Annotated in this window: 14 protein-coding genes; 8 read left to right on the top strand and 6 right to left on the bottom strand. The window is 66.9% G+C overall.

Features of this window, described 5'->3' with window-relative positions; genetic code table 11:
• The first annotated feature begins 557 nt into the window (after positions 1-557).
• The 3 genes from FHX75_RS06475 (at position 558) to FHX75_RS06460 (ending at position 5,321) form a co-directional block, all read left to right on the top strand.
• A complete protein-coding gene (locus tag FHX75_RS06475) occupies positions 558-2,846 on the top strand; it encodes an AAA family ATPase (protein ID WP_246157725.1) in 2,289 nt (762 codons plus the stop codon).
• On the top strand, positions 2,843-4,045 hold the full coding sequence (locus FHX75_RS06470; protein WP_246157724.1) for an McrC family protein: 1,203 nt from the start codon (positions 2,843-2,845) through the stop codon (positions 4,043-4,045). The genes FHX75_RS06475 and FHX75_RS06470 overlap by 4 nt, the downstream gene beginning before the upstream one ends.
• Before the next feature lie 586 nt (positions 4,046-4,631).
• The gene (locus tag FHX75_RS06460) at positions 4,632-5,321 is read left to right on the top strand and encodes a hypothetical protein (protein ID WP_154937110.1); all 690 of its coding nucleotides are present in this window, start codon (positions 4,632-4,634) and stop codon (positions 5,319-5,321) included.
• Between the two features lie 241 nt (positions 5,322-5,562).
• On the opposite strand, the gene FHX75_RS06455 is transcribed toward FHX75_RS06460, so the two are convergent.
• Both FHX75_RS06455 and FHX75_RS06450 read right to left on the bottom strand, forming a co-directional pair.
• Positions 5,563-6,447: a DUF6308 family protein gene (locus tag FHX75_RS06455; RefSeq protein WP_154937109.1), complete on the bottom strand. Its 885-nt coding sequence runs from the start codon at positions 6,445-6,447 to the stop codon at positions 5,563-5,565.
• Between the two features lie 191 nt (positions 6,448-6,638).
• On the bottom strand, positions 6,639-7,088 hold the full coding sequence (locus FHX75_RS06450; protein ID WP_154937108.1) for a type 1 periplasmic-binding domain-containing protein: 450 nt from the start codon (positions 7,086-7,088) through the stop codon (positions 6,639-6,641).
• Positions 7,089-7,614: 526 nt separating this feature from the next.
• Here FHX75_RS06450 and FHX75_RS06445 point away from each other — a divergent pair.
• Both FHX75_RS06445 and FHX75_RS06440 read left to right on the top strand, forming a co-directional pair.
• Positions 7,615-8,631, top strand: a complete 1,017-nt coding sequence (locus FHX75_RS06445; RefSeq protein ID WP_154937107.1) for an EcsC family protein — start codon at positions 7,615-7,617, stop codon at positions 8,629-8,631.
• A gap of 194 nt (positions 8,632-8,825) precedes the next feature.
• Positions 8,826-9,803, top strand: coding sequence for a PQQ-binding-like beta-propeller repeat protein (locus tag FHX75_RS06440; protein ID WP_154937106.1), 978 nt, complete (start codon positions 8,826-8,828; stop codon positions 9,801-9,803).
• A gap of 120 nt (positions 9,804-9,923) precedes the next feature.
• On the opposite strand, the gene FHX75_RS06435 is transcribed toward FHX75_RS06440, so the two are convergent.
• Entirely contained in the window at positions 9,924-11,021 is a 1,098-nt protein-coding gene (locus FHX75_RS06435) for a hypothetical protein (protein WP_154937105.1), read from the bottom strand.
• A 111-nt stretch (positions 11,022-11,132) separates the two neighbouring features.
• Positions 11,133-11,777 (bottom strand): hypothetical protein, encoded by a 645-nt coding sequence (locus FHX75_RS06430; RefSeq protein WP_211364349.1) that lies wholly within the window; start codon positions 11,775-11,777, stop codon positions 11,133-11,135.
• Between the two features lie 205 nt (positions 11,778-11,982).
• On the opposite strand from FHX75_RS06430, the gene FHX75_RS06425 reads away from it, so the two are divergent.
• The 3 genes from FHX75_RS06425 (at position 11,983) to FHX75_RS06415 (ending at position 14,073) form a co-directional block, all read left to right on the top strand.
• The gene (locus tag FHX75_RS06425; protein WP_154937104.1) at positions 11,983-12,504 is read left to right on the top strand and encodes a DUF7002 family protein; all 522 of its coding nucleotides are present in this window, start codon (positions 11,983-11,985) and stop codon (positions 12,502-12,504) included.
• A 167-nt stretch (positions 12,505-12,671) separates the two neighbouring features.
• A complete protein-coding gene (locus FHX75_RS06420) occupies positions 12,672-13,166 on the top strand; it encodes a hypothetical protein (RefSeq protein ID WP_154937103.1) in 495 nt (164 codons plus the stop codon).
• Positions 13,167-13,605: 439 nt separating this feature from the next.
• Positions 13,606-14,073: a nuclear transport factor 2 family protein gene (locus FHX75_RS06415; protein ID WP_154937102.1), complete on the top strand. Its 468-nt coding sequence runs from the start codon at positions 13,606-13,608 to the stop codon at positions 14,071-14,073.
• A gap of 1,371 nt (positions 14,074-15,444) precedes the next feature.
• On the opposite strand, the gene FHX75_RS06410 is transcribed toward FHX75_RS06415, so the two are convergent.
• Both FHX75_RS06410 and FHX75_RS06405 read right to left on the bottom strand, forming a co-directional pair.
• Complete coding sequence (locus tag FHX75_RS06410; protein ID WP_211364348.1) at positions 15,445-15,630, bottom strand: hypothetical protein; 186 nt, start codon at positions 15,628-15,630, stop codon at positions 15,445-15,447.
• A 118-nt stretch (positions 15,631-15,748) separates the two neighbouring features.
• Positions 15,749-18,178: a tetratricopeptide repeat protein gene (locus FHX75_RS06405; protein WP_170285298.1), complete on the bottom strand. Its 2,430-nt coding sequence runs from the start codon at positions 18,176-18,178 to the stop codon at positions 15,749-15,751.
• Between the last annotated feature and the right edge of the window lie 406 nt (positions 18,179-18,584).

The raw sequence follows: 18,584 nt of genomic DNA, 5'->3' as shown, positions 1-18,584 counted from the left end.
AGCAGAATGCCTTGCCGATCACACGCCGCGCATCGCTGGCACGCCCACCACGCTTGGTCTTCGCCCTCTTCGACGTAGCACGCCTCTTGTAAATCGCTGCCGCATGAGCACTCCGTGCCAAGCGGCGTCCGGTGCAGGTGGTGGCCGACGTGCCCTGGACGGTCGCGCTCGAGTGACTGGTCCCTCCGGGTGATCCGCTCGTTTGCCCGACCGCGAGCGCGGGCCGCCATCCGCGCTTCCCATCCTTCGTCCACGTCTTCACCGTAGCCACCGCCAGCGGCCGGCATCTCACTCACCGCTCGGAAGGCGGCCGGTATCCGGATCTGCCGCAGATAGTGAGAGCTGCGCCGTGCCCGTGCCCGTGCGCGGTGCTGAGGTGAGTGAAGTGACCCCTATCGGCCGGACAGAGACTCCGAGAAACCCGGGAACATCATGGACACATCTTGCCTGGATGGGCCATTTGCCAGGCTATGCCCACCTCACTAGGTTGCTTGGGGTAGCGGTGGCGACACCGTTGGCCTCTGTACTGATAGCTGGCACCTGGATTGGGGTGGGTCGTGGAGGACGAGGCGATCATTCCCTCTCGAGACGACGACATGGTGCGGTCGGTCGGCCGCAGGCTCATCGATCTAGGGTTTGGTCACGGCGGCTCGCTACTTGTCCCTGGCAGACGGGCGTGGGCGCAGGAGACCGTGCAGCAGCTGTTCCGCGCCTACAACGAGCGCCCGGACGAGGGCTCTGATGCGTTCCTGGTCAAGTTGCAACGGCAGCTCGACGACGCCTCCGATGAGGTCAAGCTGCTGGTAGCGGAGTTGTTGACCCTGCAGGCGCTTCCACTGAGCAACCTCACCCCGGTAACCAAGCGCCGACGTGTCGAGGCAGTGCTGGCCTGGATGCGCACGCCTGCGATCGTCCCGGAGCCGGTCCTGGCCGCTTTCCAGCAGAGAACCTGGAACGGGGGGACCGGCGCCCACACGATGTTGTGGAAGTGGCTGGCCGACGCCGTCGAGTTTCTCCTGGCCTGGTGGGCCCTGCCTGAGCAACAGCGCGCTCTCGCTCTGAGCGACCCCTGGGTGTGGCAGGAGATTGTGTACCAGAGGAAGCTGATGCCCTCGTTGCGAGAGGCGCTGCTCTACCTCGCGTTCCCCACACACTTCTTGCCGATCGTCAACGTGGCCCACAAGCGGGCGATCCGCGACGCGTTCGCTCCGGGCGCCGCAGTGACGCCGACGCAAGACCTCAACAGAGACCTGTTCCACATCACCACACAGGTGCAGAAGCAGGTCGGTGAGCAGCGAGTCGACTTCTACCGGCCGCCGTTTGCGAGTCAGTGGAAGCCACCACCGCAGGGCCGGCGTGCCTGGCTCGTCCGGTCCCGGGCGAGTGAAGACGTGCTCAACCAGTGGAAGAGCAACCAGGTGGTCTCGCTGGCGGCCACCCGCATCGGCCAGGTGCCCGCGGGATCAGAGCGACCCGCTGTGCGGTCAGCCGTGGAGGCCGGGTTCGGTCATTTGGACTACGCCGGGCGGCTCGTGCTCGCCACCGAGTACCACGCGTTCCTGTCGATGATGAACGTCGAGGACATCGTGGCGACAGTGGTCAACGACGAGCTGCATCTCGGCGTGATCGATGGAGCGCCGGACTACGTCTTCGACGGAGACGATCTGCTGCTGGTCAGACCGGTGCAGTGGGTGGCGATTGACCCGGTTCCGGTGGACACCCTCCCAGCGCCCCTTCCAGCGGAGCTGGACCAACAGGGTCTCGTCGTTGACCTGACCGGTGCGCTGGAGGCGCTCACGGGTCTGATCGAGGAGGTGGTTGAGCCTGCCGGCGTCGAGGCGGATGGCATCAGCCGTGGCAGCCAGGCCCCGCACACTGTTTCTGCGTGGCCGCCGGCTACCGGCGACCTCGCCGATCGCCTGAACCTTCCTCAAGAGTGGTTGCAGAAGCTGCTCGATCTGTGGCAGGAGCGGTCCCAAGTCGTCCTCTTCGGCCCGCCTGGGACGGGCAAGACGTTCATTGCCCAGGCGGTGGCTAGACACATCGCAGAACGGGATGCGATCCGGCTGGTCCAATTCCATCCCTCGTACGCCTACGAGGACTTCTTCGAAGGCTTCCGGCCCGTTGAGGGCGCAGATGGCGCGGCGGTGGGCTTCGCCAAGGTTCCCGGACCGCTTCGGGAGATCGCCGCAGCAGCTAAGGAGAACCCGAGCAAGCCGCACGTCTTGATCATCGACGAGATCAATCGCGCCAACCTCGCGAAGGTCTTCGGAGAGCTGTACTTCCTCCTGGAGTATCGGCAGGCCACCGTCCGCCTTCAGTACTCGCCGGCGGAGGCGTTCAACCTGCCACCAAACGTCTTGCTCCTCGGCACGATGAACACCGCCGACCGGTCGATCGCGCTGGTGGATGCCGCCATTCGCCGCCGCTTCGCATTCGTCGAGTTACACCCGGACGAGGAACCGGTCTCGTCGGTGCTGCACGCGTGGCTGAAGAAGCAGGGCAAGGCCGATGACGAACGCCCTGCCCTGCTGGGTGCCCTCAACGCGGCGATCGGGACCGCTGACCACGACTTCAAGATCGGCCCTTCCTACTTCATGCGCCCCACTGCCGAGCATGTCGACGGCCTGACACGGATTTGGGACCACGACCTCCTGCCGCTACTCGAGGAGCACTACGCGGGACGGCTATCACGCACAGCGGTCCGCAGCCGGTTCGGGCTGTCAGCTATCCGCACGGCTATCGCCACACAAAGGGCCCCTATTCGACGGGTCGGCGACGACACCGAGGCTGCGCGCGTCACCGTCCCAGCCCAGAATGCCGACGTCTCCGGGAGCCCGGCGTGAACACCAGCACACCGGGGTCCATCGTCCTCACCGAGGTCGGATCCAAGGCGGTCGTGCTGGCACTGGACGACCACCAGGTCGCCGCTCTGCGTGCCGCGAACCTCGTTACCGTGAGCCCTGCCGCCGGCGGCCAATGGAAGATCAAGGCAGGCCGAAAGGTCGGGGCAATCCGTGTCGGCAATCTCGAGGTCGAAGTGACGCCGAAGGTCGGCCTTGCCAACATGCTCTTCTTCCTCGGCTATGCGACCAACCCCGGATTCCGCCCGGAAGACGTGGCCGGCGTCCCCACCACCGGACTCTGGCCGGCCCTGGCCACATCACTGATCCGCTACACCCGTCGCGCACTCGCCTCCGGTCCGCTGCACGGGTATGCCACCGTCGACGACGCCCTGCCGCTCGTACGCGGACGAATCCGGTTCGGCGACCACGCGGCCGCACGCCCCGGCGTGCCGCTTCCGGTCGAGGTGCGGTACGACGACTACAGCAATGACATCCCGGAGAACCGTCTCCTGCGCACCGCCGTACAACGCATGCTGACCGTGCCGCGGCTGCGCGACGCCGATCAGGCTGATCTGACCGAGCTGGATGCCCGCCTGGCCGGGGTGCGCGTACTACCGCAAGGAACTCCGCTGCCCGTGTGGCGCCCGAGCCGGCTCAACGCCCGATACGCCCCGGCGCTGCGCCTCAGCGAGCTGATTGTGCAGCACTGCTCTGCTGACCCCGGCGTCGGCCGCTATGCCATCGCAGCCTTCGTCGTCAACATGGAGAAGGTCTTCGAAGCGTTCATCGGCGTGGCCCTACGCGAGGCGCTGTCTACCTGCGGTGGCCACACCGAGACACCTGGTATATGGATGCTCGACGCAGGGCAGAGCATCCGGATCGAACCCGATGTCCTGCACATCATCGACGGACGACCGGTGGCCGTCTTCGACGCCAAGTACAAGATCGAGCCAGGGGCAGGGAAGCCGACCAACCCCGACGTCTACCAGATGCTCGCGTACTGCACTGCGTTGAACCTGCGCAGCGGTTGGATTCTTTACGCCCAAGGCACTGAACCGGCCACGACATGGCGTGTCCGCAACACCAACACCACCATCGGCTACCGACCACTCAACCTGCGCCAACCGCCGGAGCAACTCCTGCAGGACGTTAAGCATCTCGCCGACCTCGCCATGCGCGAGGCTGCTGTATCCGCATGATCACCGGCGCGTAAGTCGGGCCCTTCAGCCCGCCTCGGTGAAGTGTGCTGCTCATCGTTAACGACCGGGCGCAGCCCGGCCATGCGGGTGCCGACCAGCGCGATGGAGTGGGCGTCGGTGGCGTCGGTCCTGCGGCCCTGCCCGGTGGCGAACACCCGCGCCCAGGCGGCCAGCTTCGGCGAGACGTCCGCAATCTGCTCACCGTCGGGCAGTAGCCGGTTGGCGATGTGCGAGCCGATGCCCTGGCAGCCCTCGATTGCCCAGACCCGGTTCGGCCACTGCTTGGCGTACTTCCTCGTCGCTGTGTAGCCGTCCCGGCCGGTGTCGAACCGGCCGCCGACGACGGTCTCGTCGCCGACGATCACCACGATCGTGGCAGAGCGCTTGTGCGGGTTGCCTCTCCCCGCCCTTGGGGCGGCACTCGGGACTGCGCAGGCCGGTTGCAAGCCACACGACCAGCGTGGGCAGCCGATGTGAGAGCGACAGCCCGGGCGCCTCGACCCAAGCCTGACCGGGTAACGGTCGTAGGTCAAGGAAACAAGTAGCCGATGTGCGGTCACCGCTTGGTGTGGTCGCTTCGTATGGTGTGATCGCCTCCGTGATGGCGTGGAACCCGGCAGCGTACGAGATCCTTGGCGGTTCCGAGGGGCGGGTAGAGGCAAGTGTCGAACTGGCCGCGCTGGAAGGATGGATTGAAGGGCGGCTGCCAGAGGCGGTCCGTGAGTGGTACCTGCTCGGCGGTGACCGGCGCCTGGCCTCGATCAGCTGCAACCTGGTCACGCGGACACAAGACTTCACGAGCCAGACGACCATCCGGTTCCTTGCGTCTGGGTACCTGCTGTTGGAGACGGACAGTCAGCACTGCTGCAGGTGGGTGGTGGGAATTTCTGCTACTCACAGCAACCCACCTGTCTACCTGATCGATCCGGACGACGACGCTTGCGCATCGCGAAGCTGCTACGCCGGCACGTTCTCCGACTACACCTTCACCGCTGCCTGGGACGTGGCGCTCTGGAACGGCGAGGTTTCGGCCGACTTCGACCACCCACTGCCTGCAGGTGCGCTCGACGCCTTGAAGACTCGGCTCACCCTGCTTCCGACAACGCATGGTTGGGCTATGAACCAGAATTGCGACGCGGTGTACCGATTCGAAGGGTCGGCGAAAGTCGCCGTGGCCGTCCAGGGAGGTGCCGCCCTGTGGAGTGCGATTGCGGCTCCCTCCATCGCCACGCGCAGAGCCTTCGCATCGCTTGTCGGTGCCACGCTGGAAGGCTGAACCAGGGCTGGGGCGCGCCAGCGATGCGGCCGTGTCGTAGTTGTGCGCCTCTGCGTGTGTCCCTCTATCAGTCCGGAGCCGTCCTGCTCTCTGGAAGATCAATCTCAGCTGCGCCAAGCTGACCTGGGCCTCCTGCTTGGTGACCTCTTCGGCGCGCCCGAAGTGGCCTACGAGGTAGCTCAGGGGCTTGGGTCGCTGATAGCAGCTGGGCAGGCGGGCGCCGCGGTTGCAGCATGCCGGCCTACAGGCGTCTGCGCGGCCCGCCCGTCTGGCTGGGTTGCAATGCCACCTGCGGGGGTCTGTGCTGATCGCGGCCCGGTGCGGTGATGGGCACCGGAGCGATGGCCTCGTACGGGATGTGGGCTCCGAGTGGCCGGCCGAGCCATCTCGGTGGCAGTCCTGCGTTGATAGCGAGGCGGTCGTCCATCGCCGTCCACACGACCATGTCTAGCAGCCGGAGGTCGGCGATCAGAGGGCGCTGTTGTCCTGGCTGCTCTGCCGCTAGCTCGGGCACGGTCGCCGCAACCTCCGCTCGTAGTTGAGCCAGCGTGCCGGGGTGGTCGCGGAGGTACGCCGCCATCGCTCGCACGATCGCGGAGATCCGCTCTTGGCGATTGAGGCCGAACCGCTGAACCTTGAGGCTGAGGTCGTCACGCTGGTAGCCGAAGGCCATTCCGACGTAGCCGTCCAGCACGGGTATGGCCCTAGGTCGGTACAGCGCGGCGAGCTTGGTGATCCTCGGGGCCCACGCGCCGTCGAACCCGAACTGGCACGCGTGGATGACCGCGTTCAGCTGGTCGTCAGGGAGGTGATGCAGATCCTGTTCTGCTGGGATGCGACTGATTCGGTGGGCGAACTCGCGTCGGCGCATGAGGTCGAAGTCGGCGATCTGCTTGAGTTCGATCCGGCCGTTGAGGGCGTTGGCGAACAACAGCGACCAGGTGGAGACTTCGTCGAGTAGGCCCGCCGACCGGGCGCCGATGCCAGCCAGGTCGTAGACGGCCCACCCACTGTGTTGTGACGTGCAGTACGCCAGGATCCTGTTCGCCGCATCGTCGATCGGGACCGGAGGCAGGACGTCTCCGGGGAAGCCCGCCGTTACGTCGATGACCACCGCAGTTGTCATGGGCGGCACCGTACCGGCTAGGGAAGCGGTCAGTCAGCCCCCTGCCCGATCACGCTGCCGTCTCTGCCTGAGGATCTTCAGACGAAGCGACAGGCGATCTCTTCGGCAAGATGTCCGGCCGATAGGCGCCACTTCAAAGGCCCTGATACCGATCTGTCACGCAAGTACCAGGACCGGACAGGTACCGGTCTTCAGTCCCAGAAGTTGAACAGCAGCTCGCCGAGGGTGGTCGGCTTCCAGTAGCCGATCTGGTGGTGCTCGCCGGGGTCGAGAGAGTTCAGGTCGACCTGTGCCAGAGAGGTCTGTAGCTGGTCGACGGTGAGGACCTGGGCGTCGGTCAGGTTGGTGATGGCGGCGGCGAGGTCAGGGTGGTCGACGAACGTGACGGTGACGTCGCCGTTAGCGTGGGGACAGGCGAAGGCGATGAACGGCAGCGTGGTGTGCCGCAGCACCGCAATGTGGAGCGGCGGGTCGGTGATATCGACTGTGTGAAAGCTCGGCGTGACGCCAGCAGGAGCGACGCCGGCGACGGTGGCGTCGATGGCGCGGGCAGCGTGCTGACAGATGCCGGCGAAGACTCTGGGGTCCGCTTGGCCGCTGGGTGGCGGGTTGAAGCCGGTGGCTCCGGGCGGCAGCTTCATGGTCGGGCTCCGTGGTCGTCGCGGTCGGTGCAGGCTAGCCGACGCTGTCGTGGAGGTTGGGGCTTGCGGGCCTTGGACCGGGCGATGGGCTTGCTGGACGTGCCAGGCACTTCCGTGAGGGGCCGGTCGCCGTCGTGAACGCGGAAGGAGGAGTCGGCGTTTTCGACGGTGACGGTCCGACCGGCGTGGCCGCCGCAGACGGTAGCGCCGAGAGTGGTTGGGCGTTCGAGGGCCTGCAGCCGGCCGGGCGCTGCGGCTGCTGGCGCGTCGCTGTACTTGTTGTGGCTCGGGTGCCGGGGGTGAGTGGCGGTCTGGCGGGGCGGGCGTCACGGATACGGGACCTGCTTCGGGTGAAGTGAGCATCCCCATCTGGCCGCTGATCGTGCGGTCATGCGGGAGTCCCAATCACGTAGCCCATGTCTTTGCCGACTCGGCGGGATTGCCGGGGAGAGGAGCCTGGCAGGTCACCAAGTGTTGGCTGGTAGTGCCATCATGGCCCCGTGATCACCCTCGAAACGGAGCCTCGATGAGCACTTACACCGACCCACTTATCGACGGCGCAACCCCAATGAGCGCGTACGAGGGGCAGGTATGGGACACGCTCAACGAGCACTGGCAGCGCCGCAACAACCGCCGTGGTCTGCCGAACTGGGCGAGCACCGCGCTCGATCGCACGGGTGAGGTCACCCGAAACGCCGTAAGCCGAGCTACGGACGCTGTGCCAGAGGCGGTCATGGAACCGATACGTCGCGCAGGCGACGCGGTCGCAAGCAAGGCCATGCGGCCGGCTCTCGAAGCCACTGCAGCGATACTCGAGCTGGTCAACGACTGGGCCCTGGAACTCAACGACCCGAAGAGCATCGAGAAGCTCGCCCGCAAGCGTGGCCTCGAACTCAACAGTTTCACCGAACTGCGGCAGCAGGACCTCAAGGTCTGCGACCGGCTCCTGACCCTCAACAACCTCAAGTGGCGGACCGCCGGCGCGTTCGAAGGTGGCGCCATGGGCCTGCTGGCAATGGTGCCCGTCGCCGGAATCCCCGTCGCGATGACAGCGGATATCCTCGTCATCCAGGTCCTCAGCACGTCAATCGCATCGCGCATCGCGTACTCCTACGGCTACGACGCCAAGGACCCCGCCGAACAGGCCTTCATCCAACGCCTAGTGCGCCGGTCTTTCATGGCGCAGGCGGCCAAGGCCAAGCCGTTGCGTGAGACCGCACGGGCGGCGAACGCGGCCAAGGTACGCATAAACTGGTCATCCAAGCTTCGCGCGGACCATCGCCTCCTGGCCGCCCTTGAGAAGCTGATGCAGCAGCTGGGCCCGGCCGGCTCCACGGTCGCAGTTAAGGACGTCGCCAAGGTCGTGCCGTTTGTGGGTGTCCTCATTGGTGCTGGCATGAATTCCGCGATCCTCGGCAGCGTGGCGGCCGACGCCCAGCGGTACTGCCAGACTCGGTTCCTGTGCGACAAGTATGGGCTTCCGCTGCCGGCCGCGCTGGCGATCAACCAGGGCGACGCTGACCTCCGAGGCGACGCCACGTAAGTGATCGCCGCTGGGTCCAGGATGCCAGCGTCTGTGGGTCCCTACTTGCGGGCGACCAGCGGCGCCCCGTCCGGTCGTGCTTCGTCGTTCTGGGAGACGGGGCGTGAGGAGCATCGGAACCAACATGCGCTCAACTACCGCGAGCCGCGCAGGCTCCCCCGACGGCCTCGTTGAAATGTCTCTATGCTGCTGCGATGCAACCCCGCTTGATCAACCAGGTGTGGCTGCCCGGCATTCGGCAAGTTGCGCAGGCAACCGGCTTTGGCTGGGCGGTCACCGAGTCCGCCAGCTTCACCGTGAACCTGTTCGACCACGACCTGCGTCGCGTGGCGCGATTTCCGGTGCCTCTCGACGACCCGCGGATGAACGTCGGTGCCACTGGCCAGCTCGTCGCAGCGGGCGATAAGCACCAGATTGTTGTTCTTGACCACAACGGCGTAGTTCAATGGCGTAGCAGCTGGGATCGGCTCGGCGGCGGTGCCACCGTCGGCGCCGGCTTCGACCTGGACGGCGACGACATCCTCTGGGTCCGTCTGGCCGGCACCAAGGAACTTGTCGCCATCCACGCCGCGACCGGCAAGGAGATCCACCGCACGCCGCTGCCCGGCCCCGGAGCTGCCTGGTTCGTGCACGGTCCCACGAAGACCTGGACCGGCTTGACGCTGCCCCATCCCGAGTCGGCTGCCTCCATGCTCATCGGTCTTGACGCCGAACAAATCGTGTTGCGACCGCTGGCCGGTGACGACCTCGCCGGTTTCAGCCCAGCAGGCGACCGCTATCTGACCACGGCATTCGACGGTTTCCTGTCCGTCCGCAACGTCGCCACCGACAACGTGATCGCGGAGCGACACCTTGAGGACCTGCCGGACACGCCACCGGGCTGGCGATACGTGGATCGAGCCGTGTTCCTCACCGACGAACTGATCCTGATCGCTGTCAGCCCCGCAGATCCGCCGGACTACGCCGAAGGCCATCTACTGCTATCGGCGCGCAGGCTGAGATGCCGTTCTCAGATGCGATACCCGCACCCCCACAGATTCGGCTCCATCCACCCTGCACAGCAGCCAGGCCGATGGCTCACCCGCCATCATGAGGAGGACCTGCTTCGGCTGTGGCAGCTCGACGGTCGCCTCGACGATGAGCCGCTGCCGGGCCAAATCGCGCTGCTCTGACCGCACAACGCTGCGCCGGCCAGGCCCGTTCGTGGGGAACGCCGGACGCAAGGATCTACCGCTGAGTGCGCGCGGATCAGCCGATGTGCGGATGCGGAGGTCGGGCCTGGCTGGGGTCAGTCACAGCAGGCCGCGCTCGCGTAGCCGGGCGAGCCGGTCCGGCGGCAGGCAGTCGGCCAGGTTCCGCTCCAGGTCGACCAGCTCAAGGTCGACCGGGTACACCACGAAGTCGTCGGCGACTGGCAGTGTGTCCGACCAGTCGCGGAGGTTGAGCCGAGCCGCCACCGCGCACAACAGTCGCCGTCCCACCTCGGCTCCGGGGGCGGCATCGAGGTCGCCGGCGTCGAGCAGGGCGAGCTCTTGTCGTACCAGCCGCACCGGTCCTGCGTCGTCGAGGTCGACGTCGGTACTGGCCTCGAAGTCGGCCGGCGACCATGCTGCCCGGGCGTCCATCGCCGCCAGAGCGGCACGCTCGTCCTCAGCGGCCCCGTGGACCTCGAAGGACAGCACGTCCGATCGGTAGTAGCTCAGCGCGACGCAGGCGGCGGGGCCGCCGATCGCCAGCCGCGCCACGGCGTCCGGAATCAGCCTGACGAATGCATCTTCGATGGTGCGGCACGCCGCTTCGAGGTCGAATCCGGCCGGCGGCCGCTCATAGCGCACCTCGGACCGACGGCCCATGACCTCGACGACGCGGACCAGGCCGCGGTCGTCGTGCTCCGCCGTCAGTACCGAAAGTGCCCGGCCGTCGTGCTCGATCTCGACGCGGCTGATCCGCCCATCGGTGTATGCGTACGACTCCCGCCCCGAGCCGCCCCGCGCGACCGTGTCGGCCGAGCGCATCAACCCGTTCACGAAGCGGTACTCGTGCAGGTAGACGGGCCCGTCCGTATCGAAGTGCGCCGCCTCGACCACGTCGCCGTTGTGGCCGACGAACGTCTCGTAGTACAGGTGGCCGTGAAGAAAGCCGCTGTACTCCTCGATCACCACCGCGCGGCCCTCGGCGTCGAACCCGATGCGCAGAACATCCCGATCCAGCGGCGGTCTGGCATCCAATCGGCGGCCAGCCTTGAGCAGGTCCCGTTCGAAGTGCAACGGACGAAGATCAAGGCCCGGCCAGGTGTACCAGTCCCAACGCCCGACGAGCGCGGTCGCCGCTCTCTTCCGGGAGTCGTACTCGCCAGTGAGCCGGGCGAACCGCGCAGCAAGATCGGACACCTTCGGGATGCTACTGGTCGCCTCGCTGGACTGGCCGCCGCGCACATCCGGATCTGCCGCGGGGCCGTCCGCCGCGCAGCGTCACGATCGCTTGAGGCTGGCGCCGTCTGGTCACGTCGATGACAGGGCAGGGGACGCGCTGATTGCGGCCGTCGACGCGCGTCGGCCGTCTCGGATGGCTGCCGTCCGTGATGTGCGTCGTTGCCCTCTTTCCTCTGGCTCGGGCGTCGACGACCTGTCGAGCAGGGCGCCCAGTTGATTGGCGGATTCGTCGGTCAGGCGATAGACGCCTTGGAGGCTGACGGGGCGCTCGAGACGGCCGTCGACGACGTACTTCAGGGTGCGCTGCTCTCCGCGTCGGTTGCGCCAGGTCAGCGCGCTGAGCAGGTCGCCGGGGATGGCGACGTCGAAGCGAATTGGTGTCGCTTCGACGTGTATCGGGCTCGCCCCACATCCATTGGCGCCGAGCATCGACCAGGCGTCGTGACCCGGATAGGACGGGTCACGCCATGTTGTTGGAGCGGCGCCGCAACAGTCACGCCGCTGCTTGTCGACGACGCGCAGGCGGCTCACCAGGTAGACCACGCATCGGTTGACATGCAGTGCGAAGACGTCGTCGCCGACACCGACGCTGGTCCAGCTGGGAAGAGACTGGTGCACCCCGCTGAACGCCACCGGGGGCCGATCGCCGACTCGGTGCCGGCGTAGCTCCCGGCAGACGTCATGGGTCCACAAGGTGGTGAATGCAGTCGACATGGCCGTGATCATAAAAGCGGCGGCTGACAGTCCCGATCCATCGCGGCCACCCGCTGAGGCCGCTGTCCTGACCTTTTGCGCACTCGCCCTCGAACCCATCCGAATCTGCCGCTAACAAGGCACGGTGTCTGTGTGGACGACCGGTGACGGCCGGGGCCGGGGATCGGGGGAGCAGGTGGGGAGCGACGGGATGTACCAAACGGCATTGAACAGCGCACAACTGCAAAGAACGGCATCTGATCTCCTGAGCGCCCCTCGCAAGCAGTCCATCGTTCTGCGCGCGCCCGGCCTGGCGCCTGCCGTGATCCGTGATCAGAAGCCCATGAAGTTCGTTACGGAGAAGATTGATCCGGACTCCTCGCTGGCCGAGTACCTCGCGGCCATCAACTCCCGAGTCTTCTTCTGGGCCAACGCTGAGCGGCTGGACCGGCTGCGTCAAGCGAAGGAGTACCGCACCGAGGACCAAGTGGTCCTGCACGTCGACACCCGTGCCCTCGTCGAGCGACACGGCCCACGAATCGAACTCTGCCGGCTCAACTCCGGTGCCGTGACGCAGAAGAACCACCCCCTGCGGGGGCACCGATCCTGGCTGCCGATCGCCGACTACCCGTATGCCGATTACCGCCGCCGCTACGGCCGCCATGGCGCCCTGGTCGAGGTCACCGTATTGGACGCCGTCCCTGACATCGTCGACCTGACCGACAAAATCGAAGGCACTATCGGCTGAGGCCGACACCCATCGCGGCCACAGGACTGGATTGCGCTCTATCCGGCAGGCCGGTGCTCGTACACCTGCTCGGGCTCGGCCTTCACCAGCCCGCAGGAGCTTCCTCGTTGTCCGCGCCTCCATTGACCGGGACTGCGTCATCACTGCCGGTTGGCCAACATGACGGGGTGCCTGAGCTTGTGTGGGACGACGTCAAGAACTTCTTCGACCCGAACCTGATGGGTGCGTTGCCCGACGTGCGTGTCGAAGGTGCTTCGGTGGAGGACTGGCAGGCGGTGTTCGACCTGGTCCAGACGCAGGGCTGGAAGTGGGAGTACGCGATGAGTGATGTCGTCGTACCGCTCCCTTCAGCAACGGACGTGCTAGCGCGACTTACTGACGCTGAGCTGCCTATCTTGCGGGTGTGGCCGCTCCCTGGCGTCCTGGTCAACTTCTGGCCGTACTCTGCGGCCGAGATCGACTTCGACATTGACCTGCGGCAGTGGCAGGGCCAGGAGCGGCTGGACACGTTGTGTGGGTTCTTTGCGGCGATCGGGCGCAGGCTAGGCAAGCCGGTCTTGATGGCTCCCGAGGGCGATCGCCAGCACCCGATCCTCGGCTTCGACGTCGAGGCTGACCGGGTCATTCTGCTGGCCAGCCCTTGTGTACCCGAGTATGACTAAGGCGTTCCTGACGGGTGAGTATCTCCGTCAACAACCGTGCAGGTATTCGCCCATCAGCCCACCAGCCGGCCAGCAATCGTGGCTCGTGTCGTACTGGACGAAACTGGCCCAGCCACCGTGTTGCTCTGGCCGCAGGGCGCCGAGGACGGCCTCGAACGCAAACCCACGAGCAGCTGCTGGATGCGGTCGGTCAGGTTGGCGGGGAGATTGACTGTGACAAGCCGTTCCCGGCGCGTTCGCCTGCGGTGAAGGCTATCCGAACGTTGTGGGGACAACGGACGGCATGATCTGCACGGCTTTGAGGGCGGTACGGCCGTTGTCGTCCGCCCTCAGGCCGCGCAGGAGAGGGATGGCGCGCGCCAACCACTTGCAGGGCCGTTAGCCGAGCTACCTGCTCCCGTGGACTATCGAGGGCTATCGCGGCAGTACTGTGCGCGCCATGATCCGGAAAGCCATGACCGTAATGCCCCTTTGCCTGCTCTCCCTTACTGCTTGTAGCAGCAACGCCGACAAGCCGGAAGCCGCTCCGTCCTCGACATCGCCAGCTCCTGCCGCCAGCACGGCGTCGGATGCGGCGGCCAGCCCGATCGCTCAGGCCGCCGGCGAGGAGGCGGAGCTTCGCCAAGCGGTGGTGGCGTACTCGGACGCCTTCCTCGACGCGAAGCCTACGGTCGGCTACGAGCTGTTCTCGGCTAGGTGCAAGGAACGCGTGAGCCTCAGCGAGTTCACCGGCATGCTGACGGCCGCCAAGCAGATGTACGGCAAGGCGATGCCGATGCAAACCTTCGAGGCGCAGATCTCGGGTGATCTGGCCCGGGTGACGTACACCTACGACGTGCCTGCCCTGAACCAGAACAAGGAGCCGTGGGTGCGGGAAGACGGCAAGTGGAAGCAGGACGACTGCTGAGCCCTGCATCAAGTTCAGCGCGGTCAGCCGCGCCAGCCTGAGCGATAGTTGGCGAGGTTCCGGTGGTGGTCCATCGGCGAGGATTAACCGACCTCGATCTCCACTACCGGAACCGCAAACACCTCAGCGCCTGAGTGGCGGCGTCTCGGTCGGACTCGGCGACGGGGCTCCTCCCGTTGACCATGTCGCGTCAGATGACCCGAGCCGTTGTTGAAGGTCAGGTACCTGCCGCGGCTGACTGCTACCAGGCCTTTTCGCGGATCGGGGGCACGTCGAGGTCGCGCTCGCCGCCGTGGTGCTCGGCGAGGAGCCGCCGACAAACCGGACGCCAGGCGACGCGCTCCTACCGGTGGGGGAGTTGCGGTGGGACTGGAAGGTGCAGAGCTGGCAGCCGCAAAGGTTCGGGGCCTCAGCCGAGGGCTGCCGGTAGCAGCGAGTGCTGCATTTGGACCGAAACCCGCCCGTCGACTCGCGGAGTTGTCCACGCCGACCATCTAGCCATCTAAATCTGCCGCAGATACGGCGTGGCATTCGTGAGTTGGCGCGGGTGACAGCCGGGTCGCGGGAGCACATCGGGAACATGAGCCTGTCGGTCCGGCCATAGCCCTCAAGGTGCTCGGGCCAGCAGCCACGATAGGTTGCCGACAACCTGCAGGGCTCGGCCATCCCGGCTCGACGGCAGCAGCCCTGTGACGAGCCCGGGATCGGGGAGCAGGTTGGGAGCAACGGGGTCCACTGAACGGCCCTCAACCGCATTGAACGGCATACGATTGCAGGCAACTGCACCCACCCCTGCCTGCGGCTTCTCGTTTTCGCAGGTCAGAGTCGGTGCGGCGTCCTGCTTCACACGGAGTGCTCCGCGGTTTTGCGCAGCAGTCGCCAGCACTCTATGTCGCCTGGCAGGGGAGTATGCGCAGGTCCCGGCGGTAAGGAGCTGCTGGATGGCCTGGCCTTGCAAGTGGGAGCAGATTGGGTGCAGGTTGGCGAAGTGGTCACCACGCCCGAAGTGCTGCCCGGCACTGGACAGAGCCGAGGGCTTTGACCTGCGGTGATGTGGGCGAGCGGTCCCGCGTGACCTCCCAGAGAAGACCGAAGTGGTCAGTGTTGGCTGTTCCGCGCCTGGCTGCCGCAGCGTGTCGTCCTGGGCCCGCTGACCCGAGTCACCGGGGCCGTCCTCCATCGACGTGCGGCTCTAGCTCCGCCGTGGCAGAGCTGGTCAGGATTCCGGCAGCTGAGACTCGAATCCCACCGGCAACCCTCTGACCAGGGCTTTCTGCTCGGCGACCTCTTCGGCGAGCCCGAAGGTGCCAGCGTCCTTACGGTCGCTGGACATCTGCGCATCTCCTGATCTGCCGAGGGCGCGCCCGATCCTCAGCCCGTGGCCGTCCCCTGGTGCTGGCGGTGCTCGGCACGTTGCTTCAGGTTCAGTAACTGCCGTCGAGCCATGACCAGGTCACCGACGGACAGCCCGAGGGCGGCCCAGCGGGTCGTCTGCATGACGACCTTGAGCAGCAGGCGCGTGTTGTCCTGCTCCTGGGGCACGAGGCCGTAGGACATGAAGGCACCCATGATGGTGCCCGTCAGCTGTTTGCCGGGGTCGACCGAGACGATCAGCCGACGGCCCTGTTCGCTGTCATATCGCGCTGGTAGCCCGCGGGCCGGTCGGGATGGCCGCCTAGAGGTCGCCGGACGTGGCATCGCCGCAGCCGGTGAGGAGGCCGAGTTTTGCCCGTACGTCGGACGTCCTGGCTGGGTCGACAGTCTCCAGGATCGCCAGCGACTCGCTCCACGAGCGGCGGGCGTTTTCGGTCTCGCCGATGGCGGCGTGTGCGTCGCCCAGGTGATCCAGAACCTCCGCCTGGTCGAGGCGGGCGCCGACGGCGCGGAACAACCGGAGGGCACGCTGGTAGTGCGAGATCCCGCGCCGGTGGAGGTTGGCGCGGACGAGCGCGTAGCCGAGGCTGTCCCAGGTGTTCGCCTCACCCGCGGGATTGTCCAAACGGCGGTGCAGCGCCAGCGCGCGTCGGCAGTAGATCTGTGCGGCGACGATGTCGTCGAGCGTCGCATGGTACCAGCCGACCAGGTTCAGTGCCTCGGCGACACCGAGATCGTCACGCGCGGCGGCGGAGAGGACGAGCGCCTGCTCGGCATGGTGCAGCGACTCTCGGTGGTGATCGCGGGTCTCGTGCAGCCAGGCGATGTGTCGATGCGTCTGCGCCTGCCCCTCCCTGTCATCGACCTCAAGGTAGAGCGCGAAAGCCTTATTGAAGTGTCGTAACGCCTCGTCGTGGCGCCCGCCGCACGTGAAGGCGTGCGCGACGGACAGGTAGGCCCGGGCCTCTGCCGGGCGGTCGCCGAGGCGTTGCGTGGCGGCCAGCGCCGCCTGCTGGACGTGGACCTGCTCGTCGTGGAGCCCCTGTCGGTAGAGGTAGGTCTGCGCCGCTTGGGCCAGCAGCATGGCGTGGCGGTCGGATCCGAGCGCACCGGCGATGCTGACCGCCGTCATCAGCGTGGGCAGTTCGCTGGTGAACCAGGCGAACGCCTCTCCGATCGTCGTGATCAATTCGACCACTGTGCCCGGCCGCGCGACGGACAGCGGCAGCGGCTGCCGCTGCGGTCGCAGGACGGCCGCTGCCGCCGCCGCGGTGTGGAGGACGTGGTCGAGGGCCCGATGCACCGCCTCGATGCGTTCACTCTCGTCGAGGCGTTCGTGGGACAGCTCCGCGGCGTAGGCGGCGAGCAGGTCGTGCAGGAGGTATCGACCTTCGGCGCGCTCCGCCACCAGATGTGCCCGGACAAGCCGGGCCAGCAGCGACCCCACTCGGTCGGGTGGCAGCCCGGCCAGGCTGGCCGCGGCGGCAACCGTGATCTCCGGCGCCGGCCAGGCTCCGAGCAGGCAGAACAAGCGTGCCGACGCGGTGTCGAGGCCGGCATACGAGTCGGCAAGGACAGCGCGAAGGTTGGTGTCGGCGTCGTCGGCGGCGAGGAGGTCCAACCGCCTGCGGTCGTCAGCGAGCTGACTGGCAAAGGCGGACAGCGGGAAGGAGGGTTGTTGGACAGCGCGCGCTGCCACAAGCGCCAGCGCCAGCGGTAGCCGGGCACACCGCTGCGCGATGTGCGCGATGGCTTGTGGCTGCGCGTCGGCCCGCCCATCGTTCAGCCGCCGGCGGAGGAACTCGTGGCTCTCCTCGTCGCTGAAGGCGCCCAGACCCACCGGATGCGCCCCGTTGGCTGCGACGAGCCCGGTGAGCTGGTCACGGCTGGTCACGATCACCATGGTTGTGGGACTGCCCGGCAGTAGCGGACGTAGCTGGGCGACGTCGCGGGCGTTGTCCAACAGGACAAGAAGCCGCCGCCCGGCGAGCGTCATCCGGTAGAGGTCCCGCTGCGCGCCGGTGTCCGCCGGTATCCGCCCGGGCGGCACGCCGAGGGCATCCAGGAGACGGCGGATCGCATACGCGGGCTCGACCGCCGGCTGTCCCGCCGTGAAGCCGAGCAGGTCGATGTAGAGCTGACCGTCCGGGAAGCGCTGCCGGTTGCGGTGTGCCCAGTGCACCGCCAACGTCGTCTTGCCCACGCCGGGAGCACCGCTGACCAGGCAGATGGGTACCGCGGTAGGTTGCTCGACCGCCACCGTGGCGAGTAGGGCGTCCAGCCGGGCGAGCGGTTCGATGCGCCCGGTGAACCCGTACGCGTCCGGTGGAAGCAGCGCCGGCACGGATCGCCACGGCGCCGGCGTCGCCGGAAGGTGGTCATCCCGGTCCGGCTCTGGCGTACCGTTGGCGCCTTGCCGGACCTCGACATTGACGCTGTTTGCTGGTCGCGGCGCGTCCTGCCCGTCACCGTTCGCCTGGTGCCGTCCCGGGTGGACAGGATCCGACAGTTCGCCGACCATCTCGCGGGCGGCCCGCTGCCAGCGGTCCCGGTCCGGCTCGCTCAACCCCAGCGCGTCCGCCAGCGCACGCACCGTGCTGCCTCGGGGCGAGTGCACCCGGCCGGACTCGATCTCGCGTAGGTGTCGCACGCTCACACCGGCGCGGGCGGCGAGTTCCTCCTGAGTGAGGAGGGCTCGGGCCCGATGCGCCCGCAGCATCGAACCGAACATGACCTCCCCATCCGTCTGCGACGACCATACGGGAGCGAGGCACCGGCGAACCACCGCCAAAAAGCCGGTTAGCCGCCTGTCCCTGAATATCGATGGGTGTGAGAGTTGTGCCGACGGGCGGCGCGATCCGGGACACCAGCCGATCGCGGTGTGACCTGGTCTCCCGGAGGACCTCGACACGCAGATCGCAGGTCTTCTCCCGTCGAGCGAAGGGTGGCAGAGCCATCCGGAGAGGTGGCAAGTGTCCGAAGGGGACGCCGAATCAGGGACGCCCAATGGCGAGACCGCTCGACGGCTGCTCGGCATGGCGGCCGGCAGCCGGACCGGGTACGCCGGCCGCGCGCCGGAGAGCTGGACGGAGCCGACCCACGACAACGACAGGTGCAGGACGTCGTATCGGCCGAGC

This window comes from Micromonospora palomenae (assembly GCF_007829925.1).
Classification (GTDB): domain Bacteria; phylum Actinomycetota; class Actinomycetes; order Mycobacteriales; family Micromonosporaceae; genus Micromonospora; species Micromonospora purpureochromogenes.
Note: the sequence above shows the minus strand (reverse complement) of the source record. Positions and strands in the feature narration are given on the sequence as shown.

Coding starts and splice junctions, on each gene's coding strand:
- FHX75_RS06455 (WP_154937109.1), bottom strand. CDS start 6,447: ATGACAACTGCGGTGGTCATCGACGTAACGGCGGGCTTCCCCGGAGAC.
- FHX75_RS06450 (WP_154937108.1), bottom strand. CDS start 7,088: ATGAAGCTGCCGCCCGGAGCCACCGGCTTCAACCCGCCACCCAGCGGC.
- FHX75_RS06445 (WP_154937107.1), top strand. CDS start 7,615: ATGAGCACTTACACCGACCCACTTATCGACGGCGCAACCCCAATGAGC.
- FHX75_RS06440 (WP_154937106.1), top strand. CDS start 8,826: ATGCAACCCCGCTTGATCAACCAGGTGTGGCTGCCCGGCATTCGGCAA.
- FHX75_RS06430 (WP_211364349.1), bottom strand. CDS start 11,777: ATGTCGACTGCATTCACCACCTTGTGGACCCATGACGTCTGCCGGGAG.
- FHX75_RS06415 (WP_154937102.1), top strand. CDS start 13,606: ATGATCCGGAAAGCCATGACCGTAATGCCCCTTTGCCTGCTCTCCCTT.
- FHX75_RS06410 (WP_211364348.1), bottom strand. CDS start 15,630: ATGTCCTACGGCCTCGTGCCCCAGGAGCAGGACAACACGCGCCTGCTG.
- FHX75_RS06405 (WP_170285298.1), bottom strand. CDS start 18,178: ATGTTCGGTTCGATGCTGCGGGCGCATCGGGCCCGAGCCCTCCTCACT.